This is a genomic window from Bradyrhizobium sp. AUGA SZCCT0160 (assembly GCF_018130105.1).
Lineage (GTDB): Bacteria > Pseudomonadota > Alphaproteobacteria > Rhizobiales > Xanthobacteraceae > Bradyrhizobium.
The window spans coordinates 271521-287526 of sequence record NZ_JAFCMD010000006.1; the positions used below are offsets into that span (position 1 = coordinate 271521).

At 63.4% G+C, this 16006-nt stretch carries 21 protein-coding genes; 12 read left to right on the forward strand and 9 right to left on the reverse strand.

The genetic code is table 11. From position 1 onward, the window contains the following. Positions 1-6 precede the first annotated feature (6 nt). Both JQ558_RS13050 and JQ558_RS13055 read left to right on the forward strand, forming a co-directional pair. On the forward strand, positions 7-609 hold the full coding sequence (locus JQ558_RS13050; RefSeq protein ID WP_212293867.1) for a pyridoxamine 5'-phosphate oxidase family protein: 603 nt from the start codon (positions 7-9) through the stop codon (positions 607-609). Between the two features lie 7 nt (positions 610-616). Then, positions 617-1528 (forward strand): ketopantoate reductase family protein, encoded by a 912-nt coding sequence (locus JQ558_RS13055; protein ID WP_212293868.1) that lies wholly within the window; start codon positions 617-619, stop codon positions 1526-1528. A 60-nt stretch (positions 1529-1588) separates the two neighbouring features. On the opposite strand, the gene JQ558_RS13060 is transcribed toward JQ558_RS13055, so the two are convergent. Continuing rightward, positions 1589-2653 carry an AI-2E family transporter gene (locus JQ558_RS13060; protein ID WP_212293912.1) on the reverse strand — a complete coding sequence of 355 codons (1065 nt, stop codon included), beginning with the start codon at positions 2651-2653 and terminating at the stop codon, positions 1589-1591. Between the two features lie 217 nt (positions 2654-2870). Between JQ558_RS13060 and JQ558_RS13065 the strand changes: the two genes are divergently transcribed. From JQ558_RS13065 to JQ558_RS13075, 3 genes are read left to right on the forward strand one after another with little or no spacing between them, the layout of a single operon-like run. Beyond that, the gene (locus tag JQ558_RS13065) at positions 2871-3227 is read left to right on the forward strand and encodes a DUF6152 family protein (protein ID WP_212293869.1); all 357 of its coding nucleotides are present in this window, start codon (positions 2871-2873) and stop codon (positions 3225-3227) included. Positions 3228-3233: 6 nt separating this feature from the next. Then, positions 3234-3722, forward strand: a complete 489-nt coding sequence (locus JQ558_RS13070) for a DUF6644 family protein (protein WP_212293870.1) — start codon at positions 3234-3236, stop codon at positions 3720-3722. 13 nt (positions 3723-3735) lie between these two features. Continuing rightward, positions 3736-4311, forward strand: a complete 576-nt coding sequence (locus tag JQ558_RS13075; protein WP_212293871.1) for a histidine phosphatase family protein — start codon at positions 3736-3738, stop codon at positions 4309-4311. 26 nt (positions 4312-4337) lie between these two features. Here the strand turns inward: JQ558_RS13075 and JQ558_RS13080 are convergent, their stop codons facing one another. The 3 genes from JQ558_RS13080 to JQ558_RS13090 all read right to left on the reverse strand — a co-directional run bounded on the left by JQ558_RS13080 (position 4338) and on the right by JQ558_RS13090 (position 7064). Beyond that, on the reverse strand, positions 4338-4916 hold the full coding sequence (locus tag JQ558_RS13080) for a septal ring lytic transglycosylase RlpA family protein (RefSeq protein WP_212212829.1): 579 nt from the start codon (positions 4914-4916) through the stop codon (positions 4338-4340). A 196-nt stretch (positions 4917-5112) separates the two neighbouring features. Further along, positions 5113-5499, reverse strand: a complete 387-nt coding sequence (locus tag JQ558_RS13085; RefSeq protein WP_212273095.1) for a YodC family protein — start codon at positions 5497-5499, stop codon at positions 5113-5115. A 158-nt stretch (positions 5500-5657) separates the two neighbouring features. Then, positions 5658-7064, reverse strand: a complete 1407-nt coding sequence (locus JQ558_RS13090) for an adenylate/guanylate cyclase domain-containing protein (RefSeq protein WP_212293872.1) — start codon at positions 7062-7064, stop codon at positions 5658-5660. A gap of 236 nt (positions 7065-7300) precedes the next feature. Here JQ558_RS13090 and JQ558_RS13095 point away from each other — a divergent pair, with 236 nt between their 5' ends. The 3 genes from JQ558_RS13095 (at position 7301) to JQ558_RS13105 (ending at position 8314) form a co-directional block, all read left to right on the forward strand. Next, a complete protein-coding gene (locus tag JQ558_RS13095) occupies positions 7301-7483 on the forward strand; it encodes a hypothetical protein (RefSeq protein WP_212212820.1) in 183 nt (60 codons plus the stop codon). A gap of 413 nt (positions 7484-7896) precedes the next feature. After that, positions 7897-8130, forward strand: coding sequence for a DUF6894 family protein (locus JQ558_RS13100; RefSeq protein ID WP_212212817.1), 234 nt, complete (start codon positions 7897-7899; stop codon positions 8128-8130). A gap of 7 nt (positions 8131-8137) precedes the next feature. Continuing rightward, the gene (locus JQ558_RS13105; RefSeq protein ID WP_212212814.1) at positions 8138-8314 is read left to right on the forward strand and encodes a hypothetical protein; all 177 of its coding nucleotides are present in this window, start codon (positions 8138-8140) and stop codon (positions 8312-8314) included. Between the two features lie 9 nt (positions 8315-8323). Here the strand turns inward: JQ558_RS13105 and JQ558_RS13110 are convergent, their stop codons facing one another. From JQ558_RS13110 to JQ558_RS13125, 4 genes are all read right to left on the reverse strand, one after another. After that, positions 8324-8914: an NADPH-dependent FMN reductase gene (locus JQ558_RS13110; RefSeq protein WP_212293873.1), complete on the reverse strand. Its 591-nt coding sequence runs from the start codon at positions 8912-8914 to the stop codon at positions 8324-8326. A 48-nt stretch (positions 8915-8962) separates the two neighbouring features. Further along, positions 8963-9109, reverse strand: a complete 147-nt coding sequence (locus JQ558_RS13115) for a hypothetical protein (RefSeq protein ID WP_212293874.1) — start codon at positions 9107-9109, stop codon at positions 8963-8965. 70 nt (positions 9110-9179) lie between these two features. Then, positions 9180-9365, reverse strand: a complete 186-nt coding sequence (locus tag JQ558_RS13120) for a hypothetical protein (RefSeq protein ID WP_212038383.1) — start codon at positions 9363-9365, stop codon at positions 9180-9182. 119 nt (positions 9366-9484) lie between these two features. Next, positions 9485-10273: an SDR family NAD(P)-dependent oxidoreductase gene (locus JQ558_RS13125; RefSeq protein WP_212293875.1), complete on the reverse strand. Its 789-nt coding sequence runs from the start codon at positions 10271-10273 to the stop codon at positions 9485-9487. Positions 10274-10476: 203 nt separating this feature from the next. Here JQ558_RS13125 and JQ558_RS13130 point away from each other — a divergent pair, with 203 nt between their 5' ends. The 3 genes from JQ558_RS13130 (at position 10477) to JQ558_RS13140 (ending at position 13196) form a co-directional block, all read left to right on the forward strand. Next, positions 10477-12081 (forward strand): AMP-binding protein, encoded by a 1605-nt coding sequence (locus JQ558_RS13130; RefSeq protein ID WP_212293876.1) that lies wholly within the window; start codon positions 10477-10479, stop codon positions 12079-12081. Between the two features lie 113 nt (positions 12082-12194). After that, complete coding sequence (locus tag JQ558_RS13135) at positions 12195-12575, forward strand: hypothetical protein (RefSeq protein ID WP_212273177.1); 381 nt, start codon at positions 12195-12197, stop codon at positions 12573-12575. Between the two features lie 189 nt (positions 12576-12764). Then, positions 12765-13196, forward strand: a complete 432-nt coding sequence (locus JQ558_RS13140; RefSeq protein WP_212212803.1) for a hypothetical protein — start codon at positions 12765-12767, stop codon at positions 13194-13196. 11 nt (positions 13197-13207) lie between these two features. On the opposite strand, the gene JQ558_RS13145 is transcribed toward JQ558_RS13140, so the two are convergent. Beyond that, positions 13208-13483 carry a metal-sensitive transcriptional regulator gene (locus JQ558_RS13145; RefSeq protein WP_212038387.1) on the reverse strand — a complete coding sequence of 92 codons (276 nt, stop codon included), beginning with the start codon at positions 13481-13483 and terminating at the stop codon, positions 13208-13210. A gap of 50 nt (positions 13484-13533) precedes the next feature. Between JQ558_RS13145 and JQ558_RS13150 the strand changes: the two genes are divergently transcribed. After that, on the forward strand, positions 13534-15978 hold the full coding sequence (locus JQ558_RS13150; RefSeq protein ID WP_212293877.1) for a heavy metal translocating P-type ATPase: 2445 nt from the start codon (positions 13534-13536) through the stop codon (positions 15976-15978). Positions 15979-16006 lie beyond the last annotated feature (28 nt).

Genomic DNA, 16006 nt, shown 5'->3' on the forward strand with positions numbered 1-16006 from the left:
CAAGCGATGACCGATACCGTCATGTTTCACGAGGGCAATCGCCGGCTGCAGGATCAATTCGACAGCCGCCGGATTTCCGACCGTCTGGAGGAATTTTCCCGCGAGGAATTCACACCTGACGACCGGGTGTTCATCGAGAACCAGCCGTACTTCTTCCTGGCGACCGCCGATGCCGAGGGCCGGCCCGATTGCTCGTTCAAGGGCGGCATGCCGGGCTTCGTGACTGTCACCGGGCCGTCCGAGCTCGCCTTCCCCGATTACGACGGCAATGGCATGTTCAAGAGCCTCGGCAATATTCTGGTGAACGCCGATGTCGGCCTGTTGTTCATTGCCATGCATGGCAGGCCGCAGCGCCTGCGTGTCAACGGTACGGCAACCGTCAGCCGCGAAGATCCGCTTCTCGCCAGCACCGTCGGCGCGCAGCTGATCGTCCGCGTCGCCGCGCGCGTGATCTTTCCGAATTGTCCGCGCTACATCCCGGACATGCAGCTCAACGATCCCTCGGTTTACGCGCCGCGCGCCGGATATGAGGCGCCCGAGCCGGCGTGGAAGGGCTTTGACAGTTTTAAGGATTACGTGCATCCACTCCAGCCCACCTTCAAGGGCTAGGAACAGCATGCAAATCGCGGTCGTCGGCGCCGGAGCGGTCGGTTGCTACTATGGAGGATTGCTGCTGCGGGCCGGACATGAGGTAACGTTCATCGGCCGGCAGCCGCATGTCGATGCCATCAACGCAAACGGCCTGCTGTTCGACACCAGGACGTTCAAGGGACATCTGCCCGCCAAAGCCGCAACCGACGCTGGCGCCCTCGCCTCGCCGGATCTGGTGCTGGTGTGCGTCAAGTCGGCCGATACCGAGCAGGCCGGGCGGTCGCTGGCTGGACGCGTGCGGCCGGAAACCTCCGTGCTCAGCCTGCAGAACGGCGTCGACAACGCGCCGCGCCTCGCCGCTATCATCGGCCACGCCGTCATTCCCGTCGTCGTCTATGTCGGCAGCGAGATGGCCGGGCCCGGCCATGTCAGGCATCACGGCGGCGGCGACCTTGCGATCGGCGCCTCGGCCGCCAGCGAAGCGCTGGCGCAAACGCTGCGAGCCGCCGGTGTCGGCATTACGATATCGGACGATATCGAAGTCACGCTGTGGAGCAAGCTGATCATCAACTGCGCCTTCAACGCGCTGTCCGCCGTGGCCGGCATTTCCTATGGACCGATGCTGGAAGTCGATGGCGTCAGCGATGTCGTCGCCCGCGCGGTTCAGGAGGCGATCGCGGTCGCCCGCGCCAGCGGGGTCGCGATCCCCGACGACATCACCGGGCACATCATGAAGATCCCCGCCAACATGCCGAACCAGATGTCCTCCACCGCGCAGGATCTGGCGCGCGGCAAGCCCAGCGAGATCGACTTTCTCAACGGCTATGTGGTGCGCAAGGGCGCTGAACTCGGCATTCCCACGCCGACCAATCAGGCGCTGCAGGTGATGGTGAAGCTGGCGGAGCGCGGCAAGGAATTGTCCGGGAGACGGACGTAGCGTTCCCGTAACGTCATATCGCCCCGCGATCGATTTTCCGCAAGCGGCCGATTTGGCGAGCTAGCCCGTAGCCCCGGCGTCGTTGCCCTGCCGGGCGGCGGAGAAACTTTCCCACGTCACCATGAACATCGCTGCAATCACCGGGCCGATCACAAAGCCATTCAAGCCGAACACTTCAATGCCGCCCAGCGTGGAAATCAGCACGACATAGTCTGGCAGCTTGGCGTCTTTCCCGATCAGGAATGGACGGAGCAGATTGTCCACCAGTCCAATGACGAGCACCCCGTACACGATCAGGGCAACGCCCTGCCACACGGCGCCGCTAGCCAACAGGTAAATTGCAACGGGCACCCAGACCAGTCCGGATCCGATCGCCGGCAGGAGGGACAGGAAAGCCATCAACACCGCCCACAACAACGGCGCGTGAATCCCCAGAAACCAGAACGCCAACCCGCCAAGCGTGCCCTGGGCAATGGCAACCAGGATGCCACCTTTCACCGTGGCGCGGACGACGTCGGCAAATCTGCCGAACAGTGCCGCCTTTTGATCGGCGCGAAGGGGAACGATCCGCCTGATCCGATCAGCCAGCGCTTTGCCGTCACGCAACAGAAAAAACAAAAGATAGAGCATGATGCCGAGGCCAATCATGAAGTCGAAAGTGTTCAGACCGATGCTCAGCGCCTGCGGCGCGAGGACCTGTCCACCCTTCACCGCACCGGATGCCAGCCAGTCGCGAACCGCCGGGAGATTGTTCAGGTTGAAGCGATCGAGCAGACCTGTTGCCCAGGCCGGTAGGGCATCGAATATCCGCTGAACGTAGCGGGCAAAGTCGTACTCGCCGGACTGGACCTTGGCGTAAAGACTGGAAGCTTCCTGTGTCAGGGAGGCCGCGATCATGGCCAGGGGTAAAATGACCATGGCGATGATGATCAGGACCGTAACCAGGGCGGCGATCCCGGAGCGCCCGCCCGTTCTCGCCACCAGTTTCCGGTTGAGCGGCGCGAAAATCACCGCTGCGACGGTGGCCCAGAGAATTGCGCCGTAAAATGGCTTCAGAATCCAGCCAAACGCGACGCTGACCACGAGCAGCAACAACAGAAAACTTTGACCCTCAATCCTGCGCACCGCCGGTATCTCCTTGTCGCCTTGGCCGCACTGCCGCGGCAATGAACCGGACGGCACTCCTCGAACATCCCGTATAGAACTTTTGACGGGCTCAATCGTTGCCCCTTCGACACCCTGATCGTGACGTGCGTTGGTCCGGATCGTTTGAATGGTCACGCAAAACGCGCTATGAATCCGGCAGCGGATCGGTGTTGTCCTTCATCGTGCAGAGGCCGTCATGACAACAATCACCCGACGCCTGTTCCTCTCGCTGGCGGCTGCCGTTGCGCCGGGCGTTGCGGCCGCCCACCACGGCTGGGGCGGATACGACACCTCGAAATCGTTCACCGTCACCGGCAAGATCCTGAAATCGACCTTCGAGAACCCGCACTGCGAGATCGAGATGGTGGTCGATGGCAAGCACTGGCACTTTGTGCTGGCGCCGCCTTCGCGCATGCAGGCGCGCGGCATCACCGCGGACCTCATCGCGCCCGGCAAGACCTGCACCGTGTTCGGCTATCCCCACAGCAGCAAGCCGGACGAAGCGCGCATCGAATACGTCATTCTCGACGGCAAGCGCATCGAATTGCGATAAACCCGCGTGGAACAGCAACCCGCCGCGTCGATCTTCCTGGCCTTGCAGGAAAGCGCGATGGGTCATCTGATGCGCTCGTCGCCCGCGCTTTATCCCGCGGTCGAAATCCTGCATATACTCGGCTTCGTCGTGCTGGTGGGATCGATCCTCGCGCTCGATTTGCGGCTGCTCGGATGGGGGCGCGCAATCCCGATCGCGCCGATGGCGAAATTGCTGCTGCCGTTGTCGCGGATCGGTTTTCTGCTGGCGATCAGCATGGGCTTCCTGCTGTTCAGCGCGGATGCATCGCACGTGGTGCGCAACCCCGCCTTCCAGGCCAAGCTATTGCTGATCGCCGCCGCCCTGGTCAATGTCGTGATCGCCCATGCCGGCCCGTGGCGGCGCGTGGCGCTCTGGCATGACAAAGCCCCTGCCGGCGCCAAGGTCACCGCGCTGGTGTCGCTGCTGCTGTGGCTCGGCGCCGTCTGCGCCGGGCGCCTGATCGCTTATCTATGAGGAGGTCGCCGGCATGCGCCGCAACCGCTTCGCCATCGTCGCCCTTTTCCTCGGCCTTGCAACCGCGGCTGAGATCGCGCGGGCCGACGAGGCCGCAGCCTGGTCAGCCTTGCGCGCGGGCCGGCATGTCGCGCTGATGCGCCATGCCGATGCGCCGGGCGGCTTCGGGGATCCGCCCGGCTTCCGGGTCGAGGACTGCGCCACCCAGCGCAATCTCAGCGCCAAGGGCCGTGCCGATGCCAAACGGACCGGTGCGCGGCTCAAGTCGGAGGGAATCGCAGTCGAGCAAATCCTCGCCTCGCCATGGTGTCGCTGCATGGACACGGCAACCCTGCTGGAACTCGGCCCGGTTGAAACCGCGCCGACGTTCGGCAATGTGGTCGTGCTGCGCGATCAGACCGAGGCTTTGACCGCCGGTGCCCGCGCGGTGATCGGCAAATGGAACGGGCTCGGAAACTTGCTGGTCGTGACCCACGGCGCGAACATATCGGCGCTCACCGGCATCTCGCCGGCAAGCGGCGAGATCGTCGTGGTCCGCGGCGGAAACGCCGGCGGCGTTGAGCCTGTCGGCCGCCTGCTGCTCGATTGACGCGCAATTCGGCCTGTCCCTGTCGGCTACTGAACCACATCGAGTTTGACGTTGGTGAGGCCCTTTCCGACCATTCCCAGCGCGTCCGCCGCTGAATAGGAGACGTCCACGACGCGCCCCGGAACGTAGGGACCGCGGTCATTGACCCGCACGGTCACCGACTTGCCGCTCGCGACATCGGTCACGCGTAGCTTGGTGCCAAAAGGCAAAGTCGGATGCGCCGCGGTCATGTCCATCGTGTTGAACCGTTCGCCGCTCGCCGTCTTGGTGCCCTCGGTGTAGAAGCTCGCCACGCCATGCGAGGCCGTCGTCTTGGGTTCGCCGCCATTCCTGCGCGCGGCCAACCTTGTATACCTTCTGGTCGCTGCCACGCGCCGCTTGATCATGGGGGACGTCGCCCGTTCGTTGTCGAGCGAGGCTACCCGGCTGGCGCGCAATTCGGATTTCTGACTGACGGCCGAAGTCTGACAGGCCGCAAGCGACGCCGCTGCTACGGCAACGGCAAGCAGCCGAATTATTTTCCCTGCGGCCGGCGAATGCGCCCAGCGCAGCGTGCGGTCGGTTCCGATGTCGACGTACGAAATACCAGCGCGCTCGATGGACATGTTGCAATCCCCAACTTGCGCCCCAGCCCAAGCCGAAAACCACCACGCCCAATGTTCCGAATCCAATCGGGGCGGAACCGGGGCCGGAACAAGTCAGGCCCGGTCCGCCAGCGCAATTCCGTTGCAGTGTGGTGATTGGGCCACAGCGCAGGGCGGCCGGTTGCCGGCTTTTGCCCGGTGAACCGGACGTCGTCAGTTAGTTGTGTCGAACAATTTCGCTTTGCTTGGGAGCCCTCGCGCGCTTCGATTTTCCGGGGACAGCGCTAGAAGCTGCCTTCGCCTCCTCCGCCGGGAGGTTCAAGGCATCAACCATCTCTTCAAGGACCGCTTTGTAATCAACGCTCGCTTCCTGCGAAGGCGCATCATCGGGAAGGGCTTTCTCCAATTGCGCTGACTTCAATTGTACAGGCTCGATAGCGCCATGATCGAACCTCACGCGCTGGAGGTTGTCCCCAACGAACCATACGCAAAGCACACCGGTGATTTTGTTGTCGTCGAAAATATCCGTGTTGACCGTATCGACGGTCATTGTCGGCCCGCCGGATTTGAGCACCACGAGATCGCCTGACTTGATAGCGGTCATTGGTAAAACCCTCGGTAAAATATGCGAATCTAGGCTCGGTTGCACCGCAACAATAGCAAATCGCGGCAACACGCTAAAGATGCCTGGAGCAGATCTCGCACCGGCAGCTAAGGGAACTTGCCCGGTCGCGGTTCCACAGTTCACACGCAATGGCCGGCTCAGGATATCTCGTAGACCGACACCTTGTCCGCGATGCCGCTCAGGGCCACGCTTCTGGGTGTTGGCTTCAGCCCCTTTGTCTCAAGCAAAGACCGGGCCTTGGCGTTCTCCACCACCTGCTCCGTCACCACGATCGAGCGTGACGCCGCAAGGCCCTGAACGCGCGAAGCGATATTCACCGTCTGGCCGAAATAGTCCTGCTGGGCGTTCAGCGTCACCGCAAGGCACGATCCTTCATGGATGCCCATCTTCAAGCTCAGGCTCTGATGCTGCCGCTCGGCGCCAAGATCGCTCATCGCCTCGCGCATGCGGATCGCGGCGGCAATGGCACGGTCCGGCGTCTCGAAGGTCGCCATCACGGCATCGCCAATGGTTTTGACGACGGCGCCCCGTTCGGACGCGATGATCTCCTGCAGCAGGCGGAAATGCTCGTTGACGAGATCGAAGGCCGTGAGGTCGCCGACGCGCTCGTAGAGTTCGGTGGAGCCCCTGAGATCGCTGAACAGGAACGTCAGGCTCAGGATCTTGAGCCTCTGGCCGATCGCGAGCGTGTCGGTCCGGTAGATATCGCGAAAAGTCTGGTTGGTGAGGAGACGCGTTGCGGAGAGCACGGGCTTGCGTCGCGTCAGGATGGCGTCCAGCGCCGCGTTCGCCACCCATACCGCCGGCAACACGCGGCCGTCGGTACGGTTTTCCAGCGCCAGCCGCAGCGGTCCGAGGCGCAAGGCAACGGTGTCGACGGGAACCTGGACCTTGTTGAACATCACGGACAGATTCTGGCGCTCGCCGGTCTCCTCGCCCTTGACCTCGATGAACTGCGCCGCATGCGTCACGGGATCGAACACGATCAAGGTGCCCTCCGGCGCGTGCAGGGAAAGGATGGCCCTTTCGCCCGGCGGCAAGTCGACAATTTCGAGCGTGACCTCACCCAGCAGCTTCTCGACATCGCCGGGAAGATCGATCGCCGAACTCCAGAAGATCTGGCGATAATATTCAGCCGCCGACAACTCGTCAGGGCTATGGGCCGCGATCTTCCGAACGCGCGGGCTCACCGTGAAGGTCACCTCGACCAGATTGTCGAGCGTCGTCTCGTAGCCCGCGGCGCAGAACGCGCAATTGTACTGCGCACTGTTGAGCGTCTTCAGGCTCCTGTTGGCGGAAAGCACCCCGGCGCAACTCGGGCACATCACGTTCCATGTCATCTCGAACATGCCGAGCCCGACCGCATTCAGGAGTGTTGCGATGACCCGCTCCTCGTCGAGCCCTTCTTTGGTTGCGATCTCCAACGCGTTCATCTTGTTCAAGGCATGGTCCGGGGCGTCCCGCACCATGCGCTCGATCACGTCCACGATGGTTTCGTCGGCCGACTGGCGCAGCGCGGCAAACAAGGTCTCGGTTTCGCTCATGCGCCGATGCTACCGCAAAGAAGGCGGCGGGAACACCCGCTAAGCGATCCCTTGCGAAGCACTCCTGACGTCAAAAAATCGTCATTGCGAGCGACCGGTCCCGGCGTAGCGCCCGAAGGCGAAAGGCCAAGGCGATTTTCCCACAACGTGATCGGGATCACGGCCGAGCCCGTGTTTCTGGACGAGGCTGCCGCGCGTGGATGCAATCCCCTACGTCAACCCGCAAGGAGAACGCCATGACGTGCGATCACGATACAAAGGTGCAGCAGCTTGCCCCCGAACAGCTCGAGCTCGTGGCGGGTGGCTTCCTGATCCAGGAGATGATGACCAACCTGAAGCTGATGGGCGAGATCCTCTCCAACGTCAGCAAGACGCGCTCCGAGATCAGCATGACCTTTGCGCGCAACGCGCGCGCGTAAGCCATCACGAACTCCCCTATGCCTACGTCATCCCTGACGTGAGCGTGATCGCCGCATCCTGGAGGGGATTAGCAATCACGCTTGTTTGATGCTCGAACCAGACGACAACCGAGCGCCACAAAGAGAAAAGGCCGGCGGGCGTTACGCCACCGGCCTCTCTTGCAACTGCCGGCTCGGGTCCGGTTCCGCTGCGATTCCATAACAGAAATCCTGCGCGAACCTGGTTAATCAAACCTTAACGGAATCGGCGTGATGTGAATCACGGAAGGGCGCGATTCGTCCCGGTAGGTTTGGTGTCACGTTGCGGGACATCCCCGTAATTCCCCGTCGGGGATCTACCGGAATATCCAGCGGAATCCGCCGCTGCTATTTTTGAACCGCAGATTCGATTCGCTTTGTGAAGGAGACCGAAAATGGCCCAGGTCTATTTCCACTGCTCCAGCTCCCGCGAAGTTCGCGTCGATCAGTTCGGCGCGGTGGTGAGCAACCTCGCCGAGGCGCGCGACCGCGCCGCCTGCGTGGTGCGATCGCTGATCATGGAACAAAGCGCGGAAGACTGGCGCGACTGGGTCGTGCATGTCAGCGACGATTTCGACGATGAGATCTTCGAAGTCTCCTTCTCGTCGGTTCTCGGCAAGCCGAATTGAGGGTGTCATGAGCACCGCGCAAATCGCCCTGCCGCTGTTCCGCCGCCTCGACCGGATCGTCACGGGCTGGCATCGGCTGATCGACCGCGCATTCGACGGTTACCGGCCCGAGCGGCATTACATGCGCGGCCCGGGGCCGAAATGGTACGCCAAGCATGGCGCGGCAGCCGCTGCTGCAATCTGATTTAGCCGCTCAGTACGGAGGCGCCTTCTTCGCCCGCTGCGCCTTGGCCGCTTCCACCCACCACGCCAGATCATCCGCAAAGCGGGGGAACGCCCGCTCCAGTGCCTTGCCGGCCTCGCCGGTCGGCTCGCCGTCGTCTGAGAGGGTTTGCGCGATCGGCCCGACCCCGATCGTGGAAGAGATCACAACCATGCCCATCTCCGAGAGCGTGCCGTGCCAGGCGGTCGCGGCGCGCGCACCGGAGAGACGGCCGGCCGAATAGCTGGCGATGGCGGCCGGGCGCCAGAACCACTCTTCGAGAAAATGGTCGGTGAGGTTTTTCAGGCCGGGCTGCATGCCCCAATTGTATTCGCCGGTGATGAAGACAAAGCCATCGGCACCGCGGATTTTTCCCGCGAGTTCTTCGAGCACTGCCGGTGCCTGGCCTTTCGGATGCTCCTTGTACATCCGGTCCAGCATCGGCAGGCCGACCGCCTTGGCATCGATCAGTTCGACATCGTCGCCGCGGCCGCGCAGGCCCTCGACGACGAACTGCGCCAGGCGGATGCCCATGCGGTCGGAGCGATAGGAGCCGTAGAATACGAGAATGCGATGGGGCATGGCGGCGGCAGGCTAACACGGCCGCCGGGGGTTCGCTATCGGGCTGGCTCAGCTCAACCAGGTCCAGGTATCGCCCGAGCGATCCAGACGATGCTCGTTCCTGGGCATCGACAGGCCGCGATAGAAGCCGATCATGCCCCAGACAAAGACGCCGAGTATCAGCGTCACTCCGATGTATTGAGGTATATTTTCCATGCCCTTTGGTCGCGGCGGATGGAAAAGGGTTCACTGCCGTCGTCCTCCGGACCGGACGCCGGGGCGACCTTCAGCTCTGATGCGGTCCCCGCATCATCTTCATGGCGTCTTCGATATGGCGCCATTCACTGGCTTCCTCTTTCTCGCCCTTGCGCTCGCAGGCGACCGCGTTCTGCGCTGCCTGGGCAATCGCCGCCGGGCCGTGCTTTTCAAGCATTTGCCGCGCGATGGTGTGGATTTGCATCTCGGATGTCATGTCGCGCTCCCTGAGGTTGGCGCCGCAGGAACCGGTTCCCCTGCAGGCTGCGGCCTGTTGTGAGAACCGCCGAACCGGCCCGCTCGTTCCACGCCGGGCACCCCCATCGAGCGTCCGCCTCACATTTCTCCGAGCTCCGGCGGTTCGAACCAGTTGGTCAGCGACAAGCCGCCATCGATCGTGATCGCCGCCCCCGTGACATAGGCCGATACCCGGTTCGAAAGCACCGCCAGCGCCAGCGGCGCGAGGTCGCTGGCTTGCCCGAGACGGCCGAGCGGAATGTGTTTTGCCAGCGACGGATCGGCAACAAAACCGCCGGCGGCAATCGCACCGGGCACCAGCGCGTTGACGCGGATGCCGTGGCGGCCGAACGGTTTCGCGAGTTCCTTCACCAGCATCGCCATCCCGGCCTTGGCGGTCGAATAATGCGGCAGATTGCGCGGCGTGCCTGAATGCAGCGAGGTCAGCAGCAGGAACGAGCCAGGCTGTTTCGCCGCGATCAGCTTTCGCGCCAGTTCGCGCGAAAGGTGAAAGCCGGCCTCGAGATTGACCGCATGCATCTGCGCCCAGGTCTCGGTGCTGACGGCCATGGCATGATCGGCCTCCCGCCGCGGCGGCGAGGCGCTGTGCACGAAATGGGTCACCCGCCCGACGGCGGATTGCGCGTCCGTCAGCAGCGTTTCTCGCGCGGCGGCGCTGGCGATATCGCCGACCCACGGCACGGCCAGTTCCGGCCGCGGCGAAGCCTTGATCGCGGCCGCGACCCGCTCCTCGCTGATATCGGCGAATACGGTCCGCACGCCCTCGCCGGCCAGCGCCTGCGCGATGGCCCGGCCAATGCCGTTGCCGGCGCCGGTCACCAGCGCCGCCTCGCGTGCGGGGTCGAATGGATTGCCGAGCAGGCTCATGGCGTTCTCCCAGACGGTATCGCGATCAAGCATAAGTCGGCGCACCGGTCTGCGCCAATACGCCCAGCGCAACGAACCGCATCGACCGGCAAGAACCACAATTTCTTTCGGAACCCGGCTGCAAAACACAAGCGGCGGATGCCATAGTCGGGTCAATTGCCGTAAATCGGCATCATACCGGCAAAGACCCCATGGGAGAGACAATGGCCTTGAAGGAATCTCACGTCGCGGGAGTTTCCACCACCGTCCGCGACGTCACGCTCGGCCAGTTGCTGGAGCAGGCCGCGCGGTCGGCGCCGGACCGGCTCGCGCTGATTGCGGGTGTCCCCGACCCCGCGGCGCGCCGCCAGTGGACGTATGTGGAGCTTCATACCGAAGCCCAGCGCACCGCGCGCGCCCTGCTCCGCCGCTTCAAGCCGGGCGAGCGGGTCGCCGTCTGGGCGTATAATTTGCCGGAATGGGTGATGATGGAGTTCGGCGCCGCGATGGCCGGGATGGTGCTGGTCACCGTCAACCCGGGTTTTCGAGCCAACGAGGTCGAATATGTACTGAAGCAGTCCCGCGCGGCCGGCGTCTTCGTGGTGCCGGCGTTCCGCGGCAATGCGATGCTGGACACCGTGCGGGAAGTCTCAGCCCGCTGCCCGGAATTGCGCGAGATCATCTCGTTCGACGACTGGGCTTCCTTCATCGCCACCGGCGACGACCAGGGTATCGCGCTGCCGGACGTCAAGCCGAGCGATCCGGTCATGATCCAGTACACGTCGGGCACAACAGGGTTTCCGAAAGGCGCGCTGCTGCATCACCGCGGGCTTGCCAATAACGGCGCCGATACCGCCGTACAGATGGGGGTCGAGCCCGGCGACGTCTTCATCACCACGATGCCGCTGTTCCACACCGGCGGATGCGTTTGCTGCGTGCTCGGCGCGGTGTCGCGCGCGGCAACCCAGGTGCTGATCGAAGCGTTCGAGCCGGGCCTCGTGCTGGAAATGTTTGCGACCTATCGCGGCAACGCCATGGTCGGCGTTCCCACCATGCTGGTGGCGATGCTGGAGCATCCCTCCTTCGCCACGACAGACCTGTCGTCGGTCAAGGCGATCTGCTCGGGCGGTTCGACCGTGCCGGCCGCACTGGTGACGCGGTTCGAAAAGGAACTCGGCGCGCCCTTCACCATCGTGTTCGGCCAGACCGAATGTTCGCCGGTGGCGGCGATGACCAAGACGTCGGACACCATCGAGGACAAGGCCGGCACCATCGGCCTGCCGCTGCCGAACATGGAGAACAAGATCGTCAATCCCGACACCGGCAAGACCGTGCCGATCGGCGAGATCGGCGAGTTCTGCACGCGCGGCTACCACGTCATGCTCGGCTATTTCGAGATGCCGGACGCCACGGCCGCTTCCATCGACTCCGATGGCTGGCTGCATACCGGCGACCTCTGCGCGATGGACGCCCGCGGCTACTGTACCGTCGAGGGCCGGCTCAAGGACATGATCATCCGCGCCGGCGAGAACATCTATCCGCGCGAACTCGAGGAACTGTTGTTCCGCCATCCCAAGATCAGCGAGGTCGCCGTGGTCGGACTGCCACACGAAAAATGGGGCGAGGAAGTCGCCGCCTTCATCCGCCCGGCGCAAGGTGCCGTGATCGACAAGGAGGAGCTGTCAGCCTACATGCGGGCCTCGCTGGCCCCGCACAAGACGCCAAAACACTGGTTCGTGGTCGAAGCGTTTCCGCTGACGGGCTCCGGCAAGATCCAGAAGTTCAAGTTGCGCGAGATCTGGGCAAAGGGCGAACTGACGGCGCTTTGATGCGCCCGACGCTTTTCGAAGGTTGTGCCGGGCTGCCGTCGGCGCTAGCCTTCCCGAAACCGGAAAACCCAAAACCGTAAAAGCCTAAGGAAAAGTGTCAGGGAGAGGTCATGATGCGCGGTGCTGCGTTGCTTGTTGGTTTGGTTCTCGTTGCGACGGCGGCGCATGCCGGCCCTCGCTCCGAATATGTGACGATGATGCTGCAGGCGTTCGCGGCCAAGGTGGAATGTCCCGGCACGGATGTCGTCTATCAGGATCTGGTGCAGAAGGCTCAGGAGATGCAGCAGCCGGAGGGCACCACCGAGCAAGTCCGAAAGGCCATTGCGTACGTGCATACCGGCGGAAAAATGGGTGAGCGCCCGGATGACCTGCTCTTGCAGGAGGTCGCCATCGCGACGAGGACGACGGACCTCGACCAGCGGCGCATCGGCATGACAACCTGGTGCGAGACCCAGAAGGGCAGGCTTGCAGGCTTTATCCGCGCCAAGAACTAGCAAGCGTTTCGCAGGACGGTGGCGCGGCCTCACCGGGGCTGGCTGCATCACGCTTATCCGTAGCCACCGCTTACACGAATCCGTCGGCGCGTATCACGTCGCCTTGTAGACGTCTTTCAACTTGTAGACGTCTTTCAACCGGCGCCAAAACGTCCTAACCTTCCCTGCTCACAGTCTGCGGGAGCCCCCATGCAAACCCGCGTCAGAAAGACCGCGCACGTCCTGGAGCGCCTTGGCCTTGCGATGGCCGGCGCTGCAAGCGGATTGTTTGTGGCCGCACTCGTCGGTACCAGCATCCCGCAGTTCACGTCGCAGGCTTTCCTGCTTTTGATGATGCTCGGCGGCGCCGTCGGATTCTATCTGGGCATCGACACCCCGCAACGTCCCTTCGACACCGATGGCAAGCCGACGGACGGGCATTGGGATGGCAAGATCGACGCGCCGGAATTGCTCAGCGCGGTCGGCACGTTCCTCGCCGCGGGCGCAGCCTTTGCCTCCGTCTGCGTGATCGTGCTCCGTCACGATCCGCACCTCGCCTGGACCTGGATGATCATGCTCGGCTGGGTCTTGGGAATTACCATGCAGACCGTTGCCGGTGCGATTGCACGCCGTCGGCGGTGACAGATCGCGTTTTATCGGTCAGACCGGCCGATGACCGCCATCAGCTCCGATATCTTCTGGCGCTGATCCGATTTGTCGCCGCTCGCAATCGCGTGTTCGACGCAATGCGAGACATGATCCTTCAACACCTCTTCCTCGACGCGCCGGAGCGCGGCGCGCACCGCCGATATCTGCGTCACAATATCGATGCAGTAGCGGTCCTCGTCCACCATCCTGGACAGGCCGCGGACCTGGCCCTCGATGCGGCTCAGACGTTTTTGACAGGATGCCTTGATGTCTTTTCTCATGCGGCCTATATACCCCTACAGGGTATAGGTTGCAAGGGACTGCATTCGCGATGAACCACCACGACAAGAATCCGGAAAGCAAAACCCCGGACACAAAGGCCAATCCGGACGGCGCAACCTCCAAATCGTGTTGCAATGGCCACGATCATCACGCCCACACCGATCACGGGCACCACAGCCATCAGGATCACCACGCCGTTGCCAAGGTGCTCGACCCCGTCTGCGGAATGACGGTCGATCCCGCGACCAGCAAGCATCGCTTCGACCACCAGGAGAAAACCTTTCACTTCTGCTCGGCGGGCTGCAAAACCAAATTCGCAGCCGATCCGAAGAAGTATCTCGAGAAATCATCGGCGAAGCCCGTCCCTCAAGGCGCCGACGACGGCACGATCTACACCTGCCCGATGCATCCCGAAATCCGTAAGGTCGGACCCGGAAGTTGCCCGATCTGCGGCATGGCGCTGGAGCCGGAGGTTGCGAGCCTCGATACGCCGCCAAACCCCGAACTCGCCGACATGACGCGGCGGTTCTGGATCGGCCTCGTGCTATCCGTTCCGCCGGTGGTGCTGGAGATGGGTGGGCATCTGGTCGGCGGTCACGGCCTCGTCGACCCGGCGCTGTCAAACTGGATTCAACTCGCGTTCGCGACGCCGGTCGTCATTTGGGCCGGCTGGCCCTTCTTCGTGCGCGGCTGGCAATCGCTGCTGACGCGCAATCTCAACATGTTCACGCTGATCGCTGTCGGCACCGGGGTCGCGTATCTCTACAGCCTGGTCGGCACCATTGTTCCGCAAATTTTCCCGGCCGCCTTCCGCGGTCATGGCGGCGCAGTCGCGGTCTATTTCGAGTCTGCGGCCGTCATCACCGTGCTCGTCCTGCTCGGCCAGGTGCTGGAGCTGCGCGCCCGCGAGGCGACGTCGGGCGCCATCAAGGCCTTGCTCCAGTTGGCGCCGAAGACCGCGCGCCGCATCAGCGAGGACGGCGCCGACCATGAAGTCGAAATCGACAGCCTCGCGGTCGGGGAAATGTTGCGCGTCCGGCCCGGAGAAAAAGTGCCGGTCGACGGCGTCATCCTCGAAGGCCGCTCCTCGCTCGATGAATCGCTGGTAACAGGCGAATCCATGCCCGTCACCAAGGAGACCGGGGCAAAGGTGATTGCCGGCACGCTGAACCAATCGGGCGGGTTCGTGATGCGCGCGGAGAAAGTCGGCCGCGACACGCTGCTGTCCCAGATCGTCAAGATGGTGGCGGATGCGCAGCGCTCGCGCGCGCCGATCCAACGGCTCGCCGATCAGGTTGCGGGATGGTTTGTGCCCGCGGTCATTGCCGTGGCGCTGATCGCCTTTGGCGTCTGGTCCTATTTCGGGCCGGAGCCGCGCATGGCGTTCGGCCTCGTCGCCGCCGTGAGCGTGCTCATCATCGCCTGCCCCTGCGCGCTCGGCCTGGCGACGCCGATGTCGATCATGGTCGGCGTCGGGCGCGGCGCGCAGGCCGGCGTGCTGATCAAGAACGCCGAAGCCCTGGAGCGCATGGAAAAGGTCGACACGCTGGTGGTCGACAAGACGGGCACGCTGACCGAAGGCAAGCCGAAGGTCATAGCGATCGTGGCGACCGCGGGATACGACGAGAACGAAATCCTGCGGCTTGCCGCCAGCGTCGAACTTGCCAGCGAGCATCCGCTCGCCGACGCCATCGTGCGATCCGCAAGGGAACGTCGACTGGAACTCGGCAAGGTCGAGGCGTTCGACTCGCCGACAGGCAAAGGTGCGACCGGCAAGGTCGACGGCAAATCTGTTCTGCTCGGCAATTCGAAGTTCCTCAATTCGCTTGGCGTCGACACCCATACGCTGGATTCCGATGCCGAGCGCATGCGCGCCGATGGCGCCACCGTCATCAATATGGCAGTGGACGGCAAACTTGCCGGATTGTTCGCCATCGCCGATCCCGTCAAGGCTTCAACACAAGCGGCGTTGAAGGCGCTGGCGGAAGAAGGCATCAAGGTCATTATGCTGACCGGCGATAACAGGACCACCGCGCAAGCGGTCGCGCGGCAGCTCGGTATCGCCGACGTCGAGGCCGAAGTGCTTCCGGATCAGAAGAGCGCGGTGGTCGCCAGGCTGCAGAAGGCGGGGCGGATCGTCGCCATGGCCGGCGACGGCGTCAACGACGCTCCGGCGCTGGCGGCAGCCGAAGTCGGTATCGCCATGGGAACCGGCACCGATGTGGCGATGGAAAGCGCAGGCATCACGCTCTTGAAGGGCGACCTTGGCGGCATCGTCCGCGCACGAAAACTGTCGCAGGCCACCATGCGCAACATCCGGCAGAACCTGTTTTTCGCCTTCATCTACAACGCCGCCGGCGTCCCGATTGCTGCGGGTATCCTCTATCCCGGCTTCGGCATCCTGCTGTCGCCGATCATTGCCGCCGCGGCCATGGCGCTGTCGTCGGTCAGCGTCGTCGGCAATGCCCTGCGGTTGCGCGTCACGCGGCTGTGAACGAGCGCGCACGATTTGGAGATCATTA